Annotated in this window: 17 protein-coding genes; 11 read left to right on the top strand and 6 right to left on the bottom strand. The window is 76.5% G+C overall.

Annotation, left to right across the window (positions count from 1 at the left end):
• The first annotated feature begins 29 nt into the window (after positions 1 to 29).
• The gene (gene coaE / locus ACFC0B_RS08485) at positions 30 to 623 is read left to right on the top strand and encodes a dephospho-CoA kinase (protein WP_376083878.1); all 594 of its coding nucleotides are present in this window, start codon (positions 30 to 32) and stop codon (positions 621 to 623) included.
• Here the strand turns inward: coaE and ACFC0B_RS08480 are convergent.
• Entirely contained in the window at positions 607 to 1380 is a 774-nt protein-coding gene (locus ACFC0B_RS08480) for a hypothetical protein (protein WP_376083876.1), read from the bottom strand. The genes coaE and ACFC0B_RS08480 overlap by 17 nt on opposite strands.
• A gap of 77 nt (positions 1381 to 1457) precedes the next feature.
• Between ACFC0B_RS08480 and ACFC0B_RS08475 the strand changes: the two genes are divergently transcribed.
• Positions 1458 to 2471 (top strand): LysR family transcriptional regulator, encoded by a 1014-nt coding sequence (locus ACFC0B_RS08475; RefSeq protein WP_376083874.1) that lies wholly within the window; start codon positions 1458 to 1460, stop codon positions 2469 to 2471.
• On the opposite strand, the gene ACFC0B_RS08470 is transcribed toward ACFC0B_RS08475, so the two are convergent.
• Positions 2423 to 2830 carry a hypothetical protein gene (locus ACFC0B_RS08470; RefSeq protein ID WP_376083872.1) on the bottom strand — a complete coding sequence of 136 codons (408 nt, stop codon included), beginning with the start codon at positions 2828 to 2830 and terminating at the stop codon, positions 2423 to 2425. The two genes, ACFC0B_RS08475 and ACFC0B_RS08470, sit on opposite strands and share 49 nt — an antisense overlap.
• Positions 2831 to 2909: 79 nt before the next feature.
• Positions 2910 to 4541, bottom strand: coding sequence for an alpha/beta hydrolase (locus tag ACFC0B_RS08465; RefSeq protein WP_376083870.1), 1632 nt, complete (start codon positions 4539 to 4541; stop codon positions 2910 to 2912).
• 220 nt (positions 4542 to 4761) lie between these two features.
• Between ACFC0B_RS08465 and ACFC0B_RS08460 the strand changes: the two genes are divergently transcribed.
• Together ACFC0B_RS08460 and ACFC0B_RS08455 are read left to right on the top strand one after the other, a co-directional pair.
• Positions 4762 to 5232: an SsgA family sporulation/cell division regulator gene (locus ACFC0B_RS08460; RefSeq protein WP_376083868.1), complete on the top strand. Its 471-nt coding sequence runs from the start codon at positions 4762 to 4764 to the stop codon at positions 5230 to 5232.
• Between the two features lie 173 nt (positions 5233 to 5405).
• The gene (locus ACFC0B_RS08455; protein ID WP_376083866.1) at positions 5406 to 6500 is read left to right on the top strand and encodes an RCC1 domain-containing protein; all 1095 of its coding nucleotides are present in this window, start codon (positions 5406 to 5408) and stop codon (positions 6498 to 6500) included.
• Positions 6501 to 6550: 50 nt separating this feature from the next.
• On the opposite strand, the gene ACFC0B_RS08450 is transcribed toward ACFC0B_RS08455, so the two are convergent.
• Together ACFC0B_RS08450 and ACFC0B_RS08445 are read right to left on the bottom strand one after the other, a co-directional pair.
• The gene (locus tag ACFC0B_RS08450; protein WP_376083864.1) at positions 6551 to 7567 is read right to left on the bottom strand and encodes a hypothetical protein; all 1017 of its coding nucleotides are present in this window, start codon (positions 7565 to 7567) and stop codon (positions 6551 to 6553) included.
• Positions 7568 to 7650: 83 nt separating this feature from the next.
• Entirely contained in the window at positions 7651 to 8385 is a 735-nt protein-coding gene (locus ACFC0B_RS08445) for a class I SAM-dependent methyltransferase (protein WP_376083862.1), read from the bottom strand.
• Positions 8386 to 8661: 276 nt separating this feature from the next.
• Here ACFC0B_RS08445 and ACFC0B_RS08440 point away from each other — a divergent pair, with 276 nt between their 5' ends.
• Positions 8662 to 9294, top strand: coding sequence for a hypothetical protein (locus tag ACFC0B_RS08440; RefSeq protein ID WP_376083860.1), 633 nt, complete (start codon positions 8662 to 8664; stop codon positions 9292 to 9294).
• Here ACFC0B_RS08440 and ACFC0B_RS08435 read toward each other — a convergent pair.
• Complete coding sequence (locus ACFC0B_RS08435) at positions 9278 to 10363, bottom strand: DNA alkylation repair protein (RefSeq protein WP_376083858.1); 1086 nt, start codon at positions 10361 to 10363, stop codon at positions 9278 to 9280. The two genes, ACFC0B_RS08440 and ACFC0B_RS08435, sit on opposite strands and share 17 nt — an antisense overlap.
• Positions 10364 to 10511: 148 nt before the next feature.
• On the opposite strand from ACFC0B_RS08435, the gene ACFC0B_RS08430 reads away from it, so the two are divergent.
• The 6 genes from ACFC0B_RS08430 (at position 10512) to ACFC0B_RS08405 (ending at position 15891) form a co-directional block, all read left to right on the top strand.
• The gene (locus ACFC0B_RS08430) at positions 10512 to 11120 is read left to right on the top strand and encodes an HAD-IA family hydrolase (protein WP_376083856.1); all 609 of its coding nucleotides are present in this window, start codon (positions 10512 to 10514) and stop codon (positions 11118 to 11120) included.
• A 107-nt stretch (positions 11121 to 11227) separates the two neighbouring features.
• Positions 11228 to 12229, top strand: coding sequence for a DUF4129 domain-containing protein (locus ACFC0B_RS08425; RefSeq protein WP_376083854.1), 1002 nt, complete (start codon positions 11228 to 11230; stop codon positions 12227 to 12229).
• A complete protein-coding gene (locus tag ACFC0B_RS08420; RefSeq protein WP_376083852.1) occupies positions 12226 to 12777 on the top strand; it encodes a hypothetical protein in 552 nt (183 codons plus the stop codon). The genes ACFC0B_RS08425 and ACFC0B_RS08420 overlap by 4 nt, the downstream gene beginning before the upstream one ends.
• A 170-nt stretch (positions 12778 to 12947) precedes the next feature.
• Positions 12948 to 14015 (top strand): AAA family ATPase, encoded by a 1068-nt coding sequence (locus ACFC0B_RS08415; protein WP_376083850.1) that lies wholly within the window; start codon positions 12948 to 12950, stop codon positions 14013 to 14015.
• Positions 14012 to 15355, top strand: a complete 1344-nt coding sequence (locus ACFC0B_RS08410) for a DUF58 domain-containing protein (RefSeq protein ID WP_376083848.1) — start codon at positions 14012 to 14014, stop codon at positions 15353 to 15355. The genes ACFC0B_RS08415 and ACFC0B_RS08410 overlap by 4 nt, the downstream gene beginning before the upstream one ends.
• On the top strand, positions 15352 to 15891 hold the full coding sequence (locus ACFC0B_RS08405) for a hypothetical protein (protein ID WP_376083846.1): 540 nt from the start codon (positions 15352 to 15354) through the stop codon (positions 15889 to 15891). Before ACFC0B_RS08410 ends, ACFC0B_RS08405 begins: the two co-directional genes overlap by 4 nt.
• Positions 15892 to 16311 lie beyond the last annotated feature (420 nt).

The raw sequence follows: 16311 nt of genomic DNA, 5'->3' as shown, positions 1-16311 counted from the left end.
GTTGTCGGCTGACAAGCTAGCCTGGCGCCATGCTGAAGATCGGACTGACGGGCGGCATCGGCGCGGGCAAGAGCGAGGTGTCGCGGCTGCTCGCGGCGCACGGCGCGGTGATCGTGGACTCGGACGTGATCGCCCGCGAGGTGGTCGCCCCCGGCACGCCGGGCCTCAAGGCCGTGGTCGAGGAGTTCGGCGCGGGCGTGCTCGCGGCGGACGGCTCGCTGGACCGGCCGGCGCTCGGCGCGATCGTCTTCGCCGACCCGGCGCGGCTGCGGGCGCTGAACGCGATCGTCCACCCGCTGGTCCGGGCGCGGTCCGCCGAGCTGGAGGCGGCGGCCGCGCCGGACGCGGTGGTGGTGCACGACGTCCCGCTGCTCGCCGAGAACGGGCTCGGGCCGCTCTACGACCGGGTGGTCGTGGTCGACGCGGCGGACGAGGTGCGGGTCGAGCGGCTGGTCCGGCTGCGCGGCATGACCGAGGAGGAGGCCCGGGCCCGGATGGCCGCCCAGGCGAGCCGGGCCGACCGGTTGGCGATCGCCGATCTGGTGATCGACAACAGCGGCCGGCTGGAGGAGCTCGCGCCCCGCGTCGCCGAGGTGTGGGAGCGGCTCACCGCCCGCCGCTGACGCCGGCGGTCGCCGCCGCGGTGTGGGCTGCCGCCGCGGCGGCGAGGGCTCGGATCATCGGGTGGGCCCGGGTGCCGTCCCCGGCCAGCTCCGGCTGGAACAGCGAGGCCAGGAAGAACGGGTGCGCCTCGGAAGGCAGTTCCAGGATCCGCAGCTGCCCGGAGTCGTCCGCGCCGCTGAACCGCAGGCCGCCCGCGCGCAGCCGCTCCAGGTAGGCGTCGTTCAGCCCGTACGCGCAGTGGTAGCGCTCCACCGTGCGCGGCGCGCCGAGCACGCGTTCGGCCAGCGAGCCGGGCGTCAGGCGCACGGCTCCCTCGTGGCCCACCAGGGAGCAGCTGAGCGGGACGATCACCAGGTCCGCCTCGCCGGGCCGGTCCCCGCCGGGCTGGTTCCCGCCGGGCCGGTTCTCGCTGTGCGCGGCGGTGCCGATGCCGCAGACGTGGCGGGCGTACTCCAGCACCGCGTGCTGGAAGCCGGCGCAGGTGCCGAGAAAGGGGATCCGCCGCTCGCGGGCGGTGCGGACGGCGGCCACCGCGCCGTCCTCGCTGCGGTACGGGCTGCCGGGGAGCAGCCAGACGGCGTCGAAGCCGTCCAGCGCGCCGGGGGCGGCGGCGTCCCCGGTGGGGATCCAGTAGGCGTCCAGGACGAGCTGGTCGCGGTCGGCGAGCGCGTCCAGCAGGGCGGGGATGCGGGTGTGCGAGCGGACGGCGGCCGAGCGGTCGCCGACCAGGGCGAGGCGGGGAACGGGATGCGTCATGCGGCTATCCTGACCGGCGGCGCGGGATCAGCGCCAACGATGATTCCTTACTCCTCGATCAGTGGAGGTGATGGCGCGTGGAGCCGCAGCAGCTGCGCACCTTCGTCACCGTGGTCCGGCTGGGTTCGTTCTCCGAGGCGGCCCGCGCGCTCGGCTACACCCAGTCCGCGGTCTCCCAGCAGATCGCCGCGCTGGAGACGGACCTCGGTACGGCGGTGCTGCACCGCCGTCCGGTCGGTCCGACCGAGGCGGGCGCGCGGCTGGTGGAGCACGCCTCCGCCCTGCTGCTGCGGATCGACGCGGCGCGCGCCGACATCGCCCGCCTGGCGGGTGCCCCCAGCTCCTGCCTCACCGTCGGGGCCACGCCGCTGGCGCTCGGGGCGGAGGTGGGGCGTGCGCTCGCCGAGGTGCGCCGGGTGTATCCGGCGGTGGATCTGACGCTCAGGGTGCTGGGCCAGGACGTCCTGCCCGCCGAGGTCGCCACCGGCGCCGTCGACCTCGCGCTGGTGGACGGTCCGGCAGCCCCCTCCGATCCGCTGCCGCTGCCCGACGTGGGCCCGCTCGTCACCGTCGCGGTCGCGGAGCAGCCGCTCGCCGTCGCCGTGCCGGCCGGCCATCCGCTCGCCGGGCGCCGCGGGCAGGCGCTCGCCGACCTGTCCGCCGCCCGCTGGCTGGACGCCCCCGGCCTCGCCCCGACGGGGGCGCGGCTGCGCGCCGCCACCGCCGTCGACGGCTACCGCCCGGCCGTCCGCTACCTGGGCACCGACGTCCGCGGGCTGCTCGTCCTGGTGGCCGCCGGTCACGGGCTGGCCCTGCTGCCCGCCGCCGTGCTGGCCGACGCACCGGGCGTGGCGGCCGTCCCGGTCCGTGAGCCCCGGCTGGTGCACCGCACCGAACTCGTCCACGGCGCCCTGCCGGAGGGGCCGGCCGCGCTGCTGGCCCGCCTGCTGACGGGGGATCGGGCGGGGGAGCGGGCGGAAGATCGGGCGGGAGATCGGGCGGGGGAGGCGGTCGGTGGCGTGGACGGCGTGCCGCCCGGCGCTCAGCCGACGATGCGCGCGTCCGGGCAGCAGGGGCCGTCGACCCGGTAGCAGACGTAGCGCAGGCAGCCCAGACAGATCGAGATGTTCTCCAGCCGCCAACTCTGGCCGTGGCAGGTGCAGTCGGCCCGCTCGCGCAGCAGCGCGTCCCAGCCGTCGGTGCCCCCGTTGGCGGCGAAGGCCGCGGCGACGTACGCCGTGGTGGCCGGGTCGCCGTCGGCGGTGCCGCGCCGGGTGGCGTCCAGGTGCCAGCAGTAGAGGGCGAGCAACGCCCGCCCGTCGACCAGGCGGTAGCCGGCCCGGCCGTCGTCCTCCCAGTCCCGGACCAGCCGGGCGACCCGTTCGGTGAACGGGTGCGCGGGGTCGAGGAGACGGCGGTTGCCCTGCAGCGGTGGCGGGTTGGCGGTCATGTGGTCCCCTTTCCGGGGCCCACGGTAGGGCGTCGCGCGGTGAAGTCCCCGACCGGGGTGTGAGGTTGGTGACGGCTTGTTACGTACACGTGGTGTCGTCGGGCGGCACCACGCCGTCCAGCAGATACCGGTCGACGGTCTGCTTGAGGCAGGCGTTGCCGGTGTCGTAGCCGCCGTGGCCCTGCCCGCGCAGGGTGACGGTGACGCCGACGCCCGCGCCGAGCTGCCGCGCCATCGCGCGGGCCCCCTCGTACGGGGTGGCCGGGTCGCCGGTGTTGCCGATGACCACGATCGGTGCCGCGCCGGGGGCGCTGACCTCGGGGTGGTCGGTCCGGCCGGCCACCGGCCAGCCGGAGCAGGCGGTCAGCCCCCAGGCGGCGAAGTCGCCGAAGACCGGGGAGGCCTGGCGGAACGCCGGCAACTGCTCCCGCACCTCGGCCTCCGTGTAGCGCTGCCGGTCGTCGACGCAGGTGATGGCCCGGTTGGCGGCGGACAGGTTGCTGTAGCGGCCCTGCGCGTCGCGGCCCAGGTAGGCGTCGGCGAGTGCGAGCAGGGTGGTGCCGGTGCCGCCCTGCATCGCCTCCTGGAGGCCGACGGCGAGGGCGTTCCAGCTCGCCTCGCTGTAGAGCGCGGCGGCGATGCCGGTGACGGCGAGGTCCTGGGTGAGCGTGCGGCCGCCGTCGGCGGGCAGCGGGGCGGCGTCCAGGCCCCGCAGGAGGGTGGCGATCCGCTCGGTGCCCTGCGCGCCGCCCGATCCGGTCGGGCAGCCGGCGCCCGCCTGCTCGGCGCAGGCCGTCATGAAGTTCTCCAGCGCGAGCTGGAAGCCCTTGGTCTGGCCGAGCGCGCTCTGCACCGGGTCCTGGGTCGGGTCGACGACCGCGTCCATCACCAGGCGGCCGACGTTCTGCGGGTACAGGTGGGCGTAGACGCCGCCGAGTTCGGTGCCGTAGGAGAGGCCGAAGTAGTGCAGCCTGTCGTCCCCGAGCACCTGGCGCAGCAGGTCGAGGTCGCGGGCGGTCGAGACGGTGTCGACGTAGGGCAGGACGTCGCCCGAGTTGTTCCGGCAGGCGGTGGCGTACGCGGCGACGGCCTCGCCGAGCGCCCGCACCTCGGCCGTGTCGTCGGGCGAGCCGTCGACGGCGGCCGAGGCGTCGGTGGCGGCGTCGTCCAGGCAGCGCACGCCCGCGCTGTCGCCCACCCCGCGGGGGTCGAAGCCCACCAGGTCGTAGCGGGCGTTGAGGTCGGCGTAGTCCTGGGCGAGGGCGGGCAGGGTGACGACGCCGGAGGCGCCCGGGCCGCCGAAGTTGTAGATCAGCGAGCCGATCCTCGGCTCGCCGCCGGCGGCCCGCATCCGGATCAGCGCGAGGTCGACGGTCCGGCCGGTCGGCGCGGCGTGGTCCAGCGGGGTCTTCAGGGTGGCGCACTCCCACGGCGTGCCCGGGGCCGGGCCGCCGCCCTGGGCGGCCGACGGCGCGGGGCAGGCCTGCCAGGCGAGCTGCTGGCCGGTGAGCGCGGCGGGCAGCGCCGGGACGGTCGCGGCGGAGGCCGTGGTGGTGGTCGGTGCGGCGGTGGTGGTCGCGGGGGTGGTCGGGTCGACCTTGGCGGAGCTCGCCGGGGAACCGCTGCGGCACGCGGTGAGGCCGCCGGTCAGTGCCACGGCCAGCGTCACGGCCAGGCCCAGGGCTCCGGCGCCGCGTACGACAGGGTGCATGGGGGTTCCGTTCCGAGGCCGCCGGGGGTGGTTCCGTTCCGGAGCCTAGGCCGGGGCCCGGCGCGTCGCCCGCCGGACTGGTCCGTCCCGGCGTCGCGCGGGTGATCGGCCGGCGGCGCGGGTTGCCGAACCCGCGGTGGCTCGTTGTTCCTGCCGTGAGCCCTGACCTTGCCGCCCGTGGCGGTTGTGAAGAAACGATTCTGCGCGCCCGGGGGCGGTCATGACGGAGGAGACCCCGCGCGTCCCCGCCCAGCGCGCCGCCGACGAGGGCTGCGCGGTCGCGCTCGACCTCCGGGTCGTCGTCCACCCCGGCCTGACCCTCGCCGTCCCCGCCCGGCTGCGCTACCGCACCGCCGACCCGTACGCCGTCTTCCTGGACAGCCACACCGACCTCGCCACGCCGATCACCTGGGTGTTCGCCCGGGAGCTGTTGGCCTCGGGCCTGCGCGGGCGGTCCGGCCTGGGCAGCGTCCGCGTCCGGCCCGGCGCCGGCGCCCGCGCCGGGTCCGTCCTCATCACCCTCACCGGCGAGGACGGCAGCGTCGACCTGCACGCCCCGGCCGACCGGGTCCGCGACTTCCTGGCCCGCACCGAGAGCCTGGTGCCGACCGGCCGCGAGCGCACCCGCCTCGACCTGGACGGGCTCCTGCGCCGGCTGCGCGACGGCGGCGCCGCCTCGCCGGGGCCGTGAGGGGGCCGGGGCGGGCCGGCTTCTTTCACCTGTCCGTGTGCCGGAGGGTCCTTGGCCCGCCGTAGGCGAACGAATACCGTGGGTACCCGTTTGGCTACGCGCGGGAGCCGATGCCCCCGCCGACATCCGTGAGCGCGGCGCTGCGGCCGCGCACCGACATGCCGGGAGACGAAGTGGCGGACAAGCGGCTCAAGGCCTGGGGCAACAACCGGGCCGGCCAGCTGGGCGACGGCTCCTGGGCGGCCCTGCACACCAGGGCCACCACCGTGCTCGGCCTGACCGGCGTCGACGTGGTCAGGACCGCCGCCGGCGGGGCCGGCCCGGCCACGGGGCACGGGCTGGCGCTGCTGGGCGACGGCAGCGTGCGGTCCTGGGGCGCCAACGGCTCCGGCCAGCTCGGCGACGGCTCGCTCTCCGGCCGCGGCGCGCCCGACTGGGTCGTCAACCTGGGCGACGCCACCGAGATCGCCGCCGGCGGCACGCACAGCCTGGCGCTGTGCGAGGACGGCACCGTGCTCGCCTGGGGCCAGAACACCTACGGGCAGCTCGGCACCGGCGGCACCGCCGACAGCAGCGTCCCGGCCCGGGTCAGGCGCCTCGACGAGGTGATCGCGATCGCCGCCGGCCTCAACCACAGCCTGGCGCTGCGCGCGGACGGCACCGTGTGGGCCTGGGGCCACAACGCCAACGGCCAGCTCGGCGACGGGACCTCGACCGGCCGGAACACGCCGGTCCGGGTGGCCGGCCTGGACGCGGCCACCCGGATCGCGGCGGGTGCCAACCACAGCCTCGCCGTGACCGGCGGGTCCGCGGTGAAGGCCTGGGGCTTCAACGCTGCCGGCCAGCTCGGCGACAACACCACGATCAACCGCTACACCCCGGTCCACACCCGGGGCGGCTGGTCCGGCGGGGTCGCGTGGATCGCGGCCGGCAGCCACCACAGCCTGGCCGTCACCGGGGGCGACCACCGGCTCAGGGCCTGGGGGCAGAACACCTCGGGCCAACTCGGCGACGGCACCACGACCTTCCGGGTCACGCCCGTGGCGGTCCCGGGCCTGGCCGGGGTGCGGCAGGTGGCCGGCGGCCGCGAGCACAGCGTCGTCCTGCTGGCCGACGGCGAGGTCCACTCCTGGGGGGCCAACGGCTCCGGGCAGCTCGGCGACGGCGGCACGATCGACAGCAGCGTCCCGGTGCGGACCTTCACCGACCTGGTCGCCGCCGACACGATCGCCGCACCGGTCGGCGGTGACTTCAGCCTCGCCGACTGACCCGCCCCGCCGACTGACCTGCCCCGCCGTCCGGCCCGCCCCGCCGTCGGTCAGCGCGCCGGCGGTGTCTCGGGGCGCAGGGCGCGGACGGCGAACAGCGTGGTGAGGTGCGGCGAGCCGAAGTACAGCGGCGCGTCCCCGAGGCGGAGGTATCCGGCGGCGGGCCAGGAGCCGTCCGGGAGTTGGGCGTCGGCGAGGCGCCGGCGCAGCCCGGGCAGGTCCACGTCGGCGCCCGTGTACTCGGCGGCGAGCACCAGCAGCGCGAGTTCGACCGCGGTGTCGGCGAACTGGGTGGTCCCGCGCTCGACCGCCCGCCGGGTCGGTGCGGCGAGTGCGGGTACGAGGGTGGACGCCCGGGCGGCGGCGTGCAGGAAGGCCTCGGGGGAGGCGTAGTACCGGGTGCCGGTGCGCGGGCCGGTCAGGTGCTGCTGGACGTACCGGAGCGTCGCCTCGGCCGCCGGGTGCGGCAACCGGCCCGCCGGGACCGGGAGGTGGAGCGCGGACAGGACGTCGGCGGCGATGACGGCGTCGTAGCGGCGGCCGTGCGAGGAGGTGTGGTCGGAGTCCTCCCAGGAGGCCGGTATCGGGCCGTTGTCCGGCCCGATCTGGGTGTCCAGCAGCTCACGGGCGACCGCGTCCTGCTGGTCCGGTGCGATCAGGCCGTGCCGGGCGAGCCCGGACAGCGCGAGCGCGGTGCTGCCGGTGTCGGCGGCGAACGGCACGCCGGGCGGGAAGAGGCGGTACCGCGGTCGCCACGGGTGGCCGTACCTCTCGACCTGCCGGGCCAGCACGGCCACCAGTTCGCGCTCCTCGGGCCGTTGGCCGTCGGGCCGCAGCAGGGCGAGGCCCCACAGCGCGGAGAGGCCCTCGTGGTCGGGGTCGAACCCGAGGTCCACCCCGTGCGTGACGAGCAGGTGCCGGCGGGCTTCGGCGCCGGTGAGCGGCGCGCGCAGCTCCGGGTCGGTGCCGGGTCGTGCGGACGGCAGCCCGTCGGGCCCCAACGACCCGTGCAGGAAGGCCAGTCCGCGCCCGGCGGCGGCGTCCCACGGTGTTGCGTCGGCGGACATCGCGTCCCGTCCCCTCTTGTCGCCCTGCTCCACGGGCCGGTACGGCCGGCCGCCCCTCCTCCTACCCCGCGCCGGTGCGACTCTCACCCGGCGGGCGGCCTGCGGAACAGCGCGGTGAGCAGGACGGGCAGGCCGAACAGCGGCGCGCCGGGCTCCTGCGGCACCATCGGGCGGAGCTCCACCTCGGTGAAGTCGCCGAAGATCCAGCGGAGTTCGTCCGGGGTGAAGGCGAGCCCGCCGTCCAGCCGCCCGGTGCGGTACAGCTCGGCGTCGGGCAGCTCCGAGCCCATCGCGCCGGCCGCGAAGCAGGTGAGGCCGAGGTGCCCGCCGGGTGCCAGGACGCGCTCCAGCAGTGCGAGGTAGCTGATCCGGCGGTGCGGCGGCAGATGGTGCAGGCAGCCCGAGTCGTAGACCAGGTCGTACTGGGGGAGGGGGAGTTCGACGGTGAAGATGTTGCCGTGGTGGAACCGCGGTGCGACGTCCGCCGCCCGCGCCCGCTCGTGCGCCCAGGCGAGGGCGGTGGCGGAGAGGTCGACGGCGTCCACCTCGAAGCCGCGCGCGGCGAGGTGGTCGGCGTTGCGGCCGGCTCCGCAGCCGAGGTCCAGCACCCGTGCGCCGGGGGCGAGCAGGCCGCGGTCGAGGTGGGCGACGAGGTTCTCGTCCGGGGCGTCGACGAAGAACGGCCGCCCCGAGGAACGGTCGGCGTAGAAGTCGTCCCACCAGTCGGCGGCCCGGTCGGTCCAGCGGTCGGCGGCGGGCGCGAAGAGCTCGTCGAGCAGGGTGAGGACGTCGTCGGTGGAGCGGACGGAGCGGTTCAAGGGCGGTCCTTCCGGCGGGGGTTCGGTACCGTCGAGCCTAGGAGTTCGGGGGCGTACGTTCACCCCCGGTCCGGCGGCCGCGAAAGGCCCGCGAGGGTGGTTCCGGGTACGGTTGCGGGCGGTCCGACGCCGTCCCCCGCGGGTGGGGGTCGCGCGGCGGCGGCGCCGTCGCGTGTGGCCGGGAAGGGGCCTCCTGGCGGCGCGGCGAGGGCGCCGGAACGGGCGGTCGAGGTCAAGGTTCGGTCTCGATCCACGGAGACGAGGAGAGTCGGCGGCATGGCGGACGAGGTGTTGCGGGTGGTGCTGATCGGGGGGACGTCGAACACCGGCAAGTCGACCGTCGCCCGGCTGGTGGCGGAGCGGCTCGGCTTCGAGTGCCGGTCGACGGACGCACTGGCGCGCCACCCGGGCCGGCCGTGGCCGGTGCCGGGGTGGGAGGTGCCGCCGCACGTCGCCGAGCACTACCGCACGTTGTCGGTGGACGAGTTGATCGCCTCGGTGCTCGGCCACTACGCGCGGCTGCGGCCCCGGATCGAGGAGCTGGTCACGCGCCGGGTGGCGGAGGGCGGCGGGCCCGGCCTCGTCCTGGAGGGCTCGGCCCTGTGGCCCGCCGCCGTGGCAGGGCTGGTCGGGCCGGACACCGCCGCGCTGTGGCTCACCGCCGACGAGGCGGTGATCCGGGAGCGGATCCGGCGCGACGGGCGGTACGCGGAGGCGACCGGGGACGGGCGGTACCTGATGGACGCGTTCCTGGCCCGCAGCGTCCGCTACCAGGAGTTGATGGCGGCCGAGCTGGACCGGCTCGGGCTGGTGGGGCTGGACGCCGGGGACGGCCGGTCCGCCCGCGAACTCGCGGACGCCGTCCTGGCGGTGGCCGCGGAGCGGCGGCCCGTCACAGGTGCAGGGTGAACGAACCCTCCCCGTGGCGGCGGCCGTTGACCTGGAGCTCCAGGAGGTGCACGCCCGCGTGGTAGCGCCGGGTGCTGATCGGCTTGACGGCGTGCCGGCGGGTGGCCCGCCAGGTCTCGCCGGGCGCGAGCGAGCGGGTGGTGAGCTTGAAGACCTTGGGCGTCCGGCCGCCGTTGGCCTTGACGTGGTGGACGACGTAGTCGATGACCAGGCTGGCGCTCTCGTCGTGGGTGTTGGTCACCGCGTACTCGAACACCAGCTCCTCGCCGAGCGTGATCTCGGCGGTGCGCACGTGCGGTCCCTCGACGGCGACCGGGACGTCGGGCCGGTGGCCGAGCAGGGCGAGCGCCTCGGGGCGGCCGGCCTTGATCAGGGTGCGCAGGCCGTGCCGGACCAGCGGGAGGGTGGTCGGCGCCGGGTCGGCGAGCCAGCGGGCGGCGGTCCCGACGGCGGTGGCGGGGTGGTCGCGGCTGATGTCGTTGAGGTGGTTGGCGACCGAGCGGCGGACGTACTCCGAGGTGTCCCGGTACAGCGCGTCGAGGACCGGCAGGGCGGGCGCCGGATCGGCGATCAGCGCCGGGAGTTGCGCCGCCCAGGGCAGCCGCGGCCGGGTGCCCTCGCCGGCGAGGCGGCGGACGTGCGGGTCCGGGTCGGCCGTCCACCGCCGTACGACGGCGAGCGCGCGCCCCTGGTCGGCGCGCAGGAACGGGCGGACGGCGCTCTCGCAGGTCAGCCGCGGGGTGAGCGCGGCGAGCAGGGCGAGGGCCGGTTCGAAGGCGTCCAGGCCGCGGACGGCGACGGCCTCGCCGACGGGGAAGGTCATCCAGCCGGTGAACTCCCCGTCGTCCAGGGCCGCGCGCAGCACCCGTTCGAACGCGGGGTAGTCGGGCGGGAGGTCGGCGAGCACGGCGTCGCGGACCGCGGCGACGCGCTCGCTGAAGCCGAGTCCGTCCAGCGCCGCGCCGCACCGGTCGAGGGCGTCCGTGGCGGCGCCGCGGCCGGCCCGGGCCAGGCAGCGGGCGAGCCCGGCGACGGTGTCGGGGGCGATCATCTCGGCGGCTGAGGGCACGGCGGCGGTCTCCCTGGCGATCGGTGGCGGCGGCCGGGGACGCCACCCGCTCGCCCCGGCCCGTGTAGCGTGGCACACCCCACCGACAACGGGCGGCCCGCCCGGTGGCGCGGTGGATTCGGGCGGACGGCCGGAAGGGGTGGGGACGGTGGCGTACCGGGGCCTGATCGTCGACTTCGCGGGCGTGCTGACCACCCCGCTCGGGGACGCCGTGCGCGGCTGGTGCGCGCGCAGCGGCCTCGCGCCGGACGCCTGGCGGCGCGCCCTGGTGGACGACCCGGTCGGGCGGGCGCTGTACGGGGAACTGGAGCTGGGCCGGATCACCCAGCGCGAGTGGAACCGCCGTACCGCCGCGCTGATCGGCGTCGACCCGGATGACCTGATGGGCCGGGCGCACGCGGAGGTGCGGGTCGTCCCCGCGATGGTGGAACTGGTGCGGGCGGCCCGCGCGGCGGGCCTCGCCGTCGCCCTGCTCTCCAACTCCTACGGCTTCGACCCCTACAACCCGTACACCGCCACCGGGGTCCGGGACCTCTTCGACGTCCGGGTGATCAGCGGGGAGGAGGGCCTGGCCAAGCCGGACCCGGAGATCTACCGCCTCACCCTGGAGCGGCTCGGCCTGCCCGGCGAGGCCTGCGTCTTCGTCGACGACCGCGCCGTGAACCTCGGCCCGGCCGAGGCGCTGGGCATCACCGCCGTCCACGCGGACGGCCCCGGCACGGCGGGCGCGGTGGCCCGGCTGCTGGGCCTGCCGTAGCGCCCGGAGCCCGCGGCCCACCCGCTGGAACAGGGGTGACAGCGGGACCGTGGGTGTGCGACGCTTCGCGCACCTGCTCGAACGCGTGCGCGGGGACCGGGGGTTGCATGGCCGAGAATGTGTCACCGGACAGGCTCCGGCACCGCCCGACGGGCGGGGGAGCCGCCGGCGGTCGGACGGTACCGCTGCTGCTGGTCGGCGGTGGACTGCTGCTCGCCGCCGCGGCGCTGCGCCCGGGCGGCGGCGTCCTGGGGACGCCCGGAGACCCGGTGGTGGGCTCGACCGGCCTCGTGGTGCTGATCGCCCTCGGCTGGGCCGGGCTCGTCGGATGGTTCGCGGCGCGCTTCCGCGAGGAGGTCCGCTCCCTGGCCGGGCCGACGCCCTGGGCCGAACGCCTGCGCGAGGCCGCCGTGCTGCTGCTGGCCGGTGCCACCGCGCTGGTCCCGCTGCTGGCGCTGCTCCTCCACAGCCGGGTGCGGAAGCCGGACGGACCCGAGGAGCGGAGGGGCGTGCCCCCGCCGGAGGCGGCCCCGACGGAACCTCCGCAGGTCGGCCCGCCGGCCGATGACGGCAACCTGCTCGCCCCGCTGCTGTACGTGCTCGCCGTGCTTGCCGCGGTCCTCCTGCTCGCGGCGCTGGTCCGGATGCTGCTGACCCGGTACCGCGTCCCGTGGCGGGTGCGCTCGCTCCCCGGCGTCGTCATCGGCGGCGCCGCCGAGGACGACGCCCTCGCGGCCGCCGTCGCCACCGGCCGGCGCTCGCTGCACGGCGCCGACGCGCGGGCCGCCGTGATCGCCTGCTACGCCGCGATGGAGGCCTCGCTGGCCGCCTCCGGGCTGGAGCGGCAGGTCAGCGACAACCCGGCGGAGCTGTTGGAGCGGGCGGTGGCGGACGACCGGGTCGACCGGGCCTCCGCGTACGCGCTCACCGAGCTGTTCCGGGAGGCCCGGTACTCCTCCCACCCGATGGACGACGGCCATGTGCGCCGGGCCCGCGCGGCCCTGGACGCCATCGCCGCCCGGCTGGCCGCGGCCGGGGAGCCGTCCGCGGCCGACCGGGCCGGGCAGACCGCGTCCGACCGTGTCGCCGCGCCCCGGAGCCACCGATGAGCCGTGCCCCCGCCCGCCGCACCGCCCGCCGCCCCGCCGGGACCTCCGAGGAGGGCCGGAAGCCGGCCTGGCCCGGCTCCGTCCGGCACAGCCTGCTCGAACTGGCCGTCGTCGCCGTGCTGGCCGAGGTGGTGTTCGGCCTGGTCGGCGGTCGGTCGGCGGCCGTCGCCGGAGCGGTCCTGCTCGGGGTCGCCGCCCTGCTCACCGGCCGCTACGTCGCCGGCGCCGGGGCCCTGGACGTGGGCCTGCGCCGCCGGCCGCGGCTGATGGACTCGCACGAGCCCGGCCTCGCCGACTGGCGCTGGACCGTGCGGCAGGGGCTGGCGCCGGACGGGGACGCCCAGCTGTTGCGCGGCCGGCTGCAACGGCTGTACGCCGCCCGGCTGTCGGAGGCCCACCACGTCTCGCTCGCGGCCGACCGGGAACGGGCGGCGGAGCTGGTCGGCGCCCGCCTCTGGCCCTGGATCGACCCGGTCGGCGAGCCTCCGGCCCGGGCCGTTCCGCCGGACGTCCTGCGGGCCCTCGTCGACCGGCTGGAGTCCCTGTAGCCGGCCGGCCGGCCGGCCGATCCGCCTACGGCTCGTCGGATCATCGGCTCACCGGCCTTGTCGGCCGGGGCCGTCCGGTCGAGCGTCCTTCCGGCGCCGTTCCTTCGGCAAGTCCACCGCCGGGCCGCCCGCGCTCACCCGGCCCGACCGTCCCCGTCAGGAGATTCCCCATGACCTCCGTCCCGCAGGCCCCCGCCGACCCGGGCACCGACCCGGCCGCCCCGGGCGGGCCCGGTGCGCTGACACCCCAGCAGGCCGGGGAGCGCGCCCGCGCGGTGCTGAAGGAGATCGAACGCGCCGTCGTCGGCAAGCCCGACGCGCTGCGCCTGGTGATGCTGGGCATCGTCGCCGGCGGCCACGTGCTGATCGAGGACCTGCCGGGCCTCGGCAAGACGCTGCTGGCCCGCTCGTTCGCGACCACCCTCGGGCTGGACTTCCGCCGGATCCAGTTCACGCCCGACCTGCTGCCCTCGGACGTCACCGGCGCGCCGTTCTACGACCAGCGCAGCGGCGAGATGGTGTTCCGCCCCGGCCCGCTCTTCACCCAGCTGCTGCTGGCCGACGAGATCAACCGCACCCCGCCGAAGACCCAGGCCGCGCTGCTGGAGGCGATGGCCGAGGGCCAGGTCTCGGTCGACGGCGCCACCCGCCGGCTCCCGCAGCCCTTCGCGGTGATCGCCACCGCCAACCCGATCGAGTACGAGGGCACCTACTCCCTCCCCGAGGCCCAACTGGACCGCTTCCTGCTCCGGGTGCGGATGGGGTACCTGTCCACCGGCCTGGAGGCCGCGATGCTGCGGGCCCGCCTGGACCGCTCCGCCCCCGAGGCGGCCCTCGACGCCGTCAGCAGTCCCGCCGAACTGCTCGCCGTGCGGGCCGCGGTCGAGCGGGTGGAGGTCGAGGACGACCTCGTCGACTACGTCATCGCGCTGGTCGACGCCACCCGCAACGATCCGCAGATCCAGGTCGGCGCCTCGCCGCGCGGCGGCCTCGCGCTGGTGCAACTCGCCCGCGCGCACGCGATGCTGGAGGGCCGCGACTACCTGATCCCGGAGGACGTCAAGGCGCTCGCCGTCCCCGCGCTGGCCCACCGCGTCACACTGAAGCCGGAGTTGTGGGTGCGCCAGGTCGAGGCGGACGAGGTGCTGGCCCGGGTGGTCGCCGGGGTTCCGGCGCCGCAGACCGTGCCGCGCTCCGTCGCGGCCCCCGCGGGGGCGCCCGAGGGTGCCGCGCGGTGACCGCTCCGCCTCCCGCCGACCCGGCGACCGCCCGGATCATCGTCCGCAGCGCCCGGGCCACCGCGGACGGCCTGCCCAGCACCCCGCCCTCGCCGCACTGGCGGGCCGCCGAGCGGACCCTGCGGCTGCTCTCCGTCGCCACCGTGGCCGCCGCGGCGGCCCTGGTCACCGGCCACGGCTGGCTGCTCGCCCTGGCCGCCGCCCCGGCCGCGCTGCTGGCCCTGGCCGCCCCGGGCGGCAGCCGGCCCACCGACCTGGACACCACCGCGACCGTGGAGCCGCGCCGCTGCTTCGAGGGCGAGCGCATCACCGTCCGCATCGAGATCCGGCACGACGGTCGGATCGGCCCGCTCGACCCCACCATCGCCCTGGGCCCCGGCGTCGCGCTGGAAGGGCTGACCGTGCGCCCCACCGGCGTGGACCTCGCCCTGCGCGCCGACAGCTGGGGCCGCTGGAGCCTGGGCGCCGTCGACATCGACGTCCACGACGCGGGCGCGCTGGCACGCCGCACCGTACGGACCGACCTCGGGACGGCGGACGTCTTCCCGGTGCCCGCCACGGCCCGCCTCACCCCGATCCCGGTCCGGCTGCCCGAACGGCTCGGCGAGCACACCACCCGCCACGACGGCACCGGCGTCGAGGTGGTCGGCGTCCGCCCGTACGTCCACGGCGAGCGTCAGCGGCGCATCCACTGGCCCTCCACCACCCGCCGCGGCAGCATCCAGATCAACCAGTTCGCCGCCGAACGCGCCTCCGACGCCGTCGTCCTGCTCGACACCTTCGACGACGTCCACGACCCGGCCACCGGGCTGTCCAGCCTCGACGAGAGCCTGCGCGCCGCCGCCGGACTGACCCGCGCCTACCTGCGCCGGCACGACCGGGTCGGCCTGATCGCGGTCGGCGGGCAACTGCGCTGGCTCACCGCCGGGAGCGGCGACCGCCAGCTCCACCGGATGGTCGAGAGCGTGTTGGAGGTCCGCCAGGACCGCGCCCACCGCGGGCCCGCGCTGCCCCGGCTGCCGCTGCCCGCCCTGCCGGGCCACGCCCTGGTCTACGCGTTCACGCCGCTCACCGACCAGCGGATCCTGGGCGTACTCGGCCGCGTCGGCGACCACGGCAACCCGCTGGTCGTGGTGGAGATCCCGGTCGGCGAGCCCGTGGTCGAAGCGGACGACGAGACGGGCGCGCTGGCGCTGCGGCTCTGGCACGCCGAACGGGAGGCGATGCGCGCGGCCCTGCGCGCCCGCGGCGTCCCCGTCGCCCGGTACACCCCCGGCGAGGCCCTCGACCTCGCCCTCGCGCCGCTGCTGCGCCGCCGGATCGGAGGAGGTTCCCGATGACGGACCCCGCGCTGCCGTGGGCCCCGAGGCTGGAACGGGCCCTGCTCCGCCTCGTCGCCGATGCCCTGTTGCTGGCCTCCGCCGGGGTGGGCGCCGAGGACGGCGCGGCCGCCCGGGTCGGGCCGATCGGGGTGGTGGCCCTGCTCGCCCTGGCGACCTGGGCGGCCCCGCCGTCGCCCGAACCGCCGCGCCGCCCCACCACCTGGCCGGCCCGCCTGGCCACCCGGCGCACCACCCTGCTGGCGACCGGCTGCGTCCTGCTCGCCGCGGTCGGCGAGCCCGCCGTCTGGCGGGGCGCGGCCGTCGCCGTCCTGCTGACCGGCTATCTGCTCCTCCTCGACGCCTTCGGCCCGGACCGCCGCCGCCCGCGGCCCGCCCACGCGCTCGCCGCCGTGGCGGCCTCGGCGCTCGTCCTCCCGGCGGCCTTCGCCGACACCGGGGCGGGGGAGTGGTCACGCCCGGTGGCCCTGCTCGGCGTGCTGGTGGCGGCCGTCGGCGTCGGCCTCGCCCTGCGCCCCCGTCGACGGGAGAACTGATCGCCCGCGCCTGATCCGGCCAAGTTCCCGGGCGGGGGCTCCGGCCCGCCCGGTGCGCGTTATGGTCCTTTCCTCCTGCTTGCCTTCCTCTTGTCATGACATCTGCCGATATGAGTGATCTGTCCAGCAGTGATCGGGAGAATTCCGGGCCGCGCCGCCCGAGAAACCGGCAGGAATTGTTCCATTCATGTCCGATATATCCGGATGGGTCAATTCCAAGTGGCCGAACCCGGATATATCCGGAGAGCCGGAAACGCGGCGCAAGGGACTCCTTGGATAAGTTCGGTGTGGGCCCGGGGGGGGGGCCGGGGGCACCCGGGGGGAAATAGAATAAGAAACGAAGTGTGTTATAAAAAAAAAAAGCAGCCCACCACAAAAAAAAAGTAGAAATAAGTGGTGGGCGGGTAAAAAAAAAAAAGG

This window comes from Kitasatospora sp. NPDC056184 (genome assembly GCF_042268405.1).
GTDB lineage: Bacteria > Actinomycetota > Actinomycetes > Streptomycetales > Streptomycetaceae > Kitasatospora.
This window is presented reverse-complemented; position numbering and strand designations above follow the sequence as displayed.

Bases quoted from the DNA above. Each gene is read 5' to 3' on its own strand.
- ACFC0B_RS08470 (WP_376083872.1), bottom strand. From the start codon at position 2,830: ATGACCGCCAACCCGCCACCGCTGCAGGGCAACCGCCGTCTCCTCGAC.
- ACFC0B_RS08425 (WP_376083854.1), top strand. From the start codon at position 11,228: ATGGCCGAGAATGTGTCACCGGACAGGCTCCGGCACCGCCCGACGGGC.
- ACFC0B_RS08480 (WP_376083876.1), bottom strand. From the start codon at position 1,380: ATGACGCATCCCGTTCCCCGCCTCGCCCTGGTCGGCGACCGCTCGGCC.
- coaE (WP_376083878.1), top strand. From the start codon at position 30: ATGCTGAAGATCGGACTGACGGGCGGCATCGGCGCGGGCAAGAGCGAG.
- ACFC0B_RS08415 (WP_376083850.1), top strand. From the start codon at position 12,948: ATGACCTCCGTCCCGCAGGCCCCCGCCGACCCGGGCACCGACCCGGCC.
- ACFC0B_RS08465 (WP_376083870.1), bottom strand. From the start codon at position 4,541: ATGCACCCTGTCGTACGCGGCGCCGGAGCCCTGGGCCTGGCCGTGACG.
- ACFC0B_RS08420 (WP_376083852.1), top strand. From the start codon at position 12,226: ATGAGCCGTGCCCCCGCCCGCCGCACCGCCCGCCGCCCCGCCGGGACC.
- ACFC0B_RS08460 (WP_376083868.1), top strand. From the start codon at position 4,762: ATGACGGAGGAGACCCCGCGCGTCCCCGCCCAGCGCGCCGCCGACGAG.
- ACFC0B_RS08450 (WP_376083864.1), bottom strand. From the start codon at position 7,567: ATGTCCGCCGACGCAACACCGTGGGACGCCGCCGCCGGGCGCGGACTG.
- ACFC0B_RS08440 (WP_376083860.1), top strand. From the start codon at position 8,662: ATGGCGGACGAGGTGTTGCGGGTGGTGCTGATCGGGGGGACGTCGAAC.
- ACFC0B_RS08405 (WP_376083846.1), top strand. From the start codon at position 15,352: ATGACGGACCCCGCGCTGCCGTGGGCCCCGAGGCTGGAACGGGCCCTG.